This is a genomic window from Flavobacterium aureirubrum (assembly GCF_038739835.1).
Taxonomy (GTDB): domain Bacteria; phylum Bacteroidota; class Bacteroidia; order Flavobacteriales; family Flavobacteriaceae; genus Flavobacterium; species Flavobacterium aureirubrum.
The window spans coordinates 1-284 of sequence record NZ_JBCGDO010000150.1 but is presented as its reverse complement, the minus strand read 5'-3'; the positions used below and the strand labels follow the sequence as shown (position 1 = coordinate 284).

Annotated in this window: 1 pseudogene; it reads left to right on the top strand. The window is 29.2% G+C overall.

What is annotated here, in order from left to right:
- Positions 1–284, top strand: a pseudogene (locus WFZ85_RS16305) (mucoidy inhibitor MuiA family protein); the annotation flags it as partial.

The following is a 284-nucleotide window of genomic DNA, read 5'->3' as shown; positions in this document are numbered from 1 at the left end:
CAGGTTACAGGATCAGGAGATGAAAAAGAATTTTTATTAAACACTGTAGTTTTTAAAATCTCAAAAAACTATAGTATTCCATCACTAGATACTCCATATATGATTGAAATTGACAAATTCACAATTCCTGCTGAATTTGAATATTTTGCAGAACCATTACTGAATGAAAATGTTTTCCTAACTGCCAAAGTAAAAGATTGGAATAAATATGATTTACTTCCAGTTGATGCCAGTATTTATTTAGAAGGTACTTATGCAGGTACAACATATATAAACCCATATCA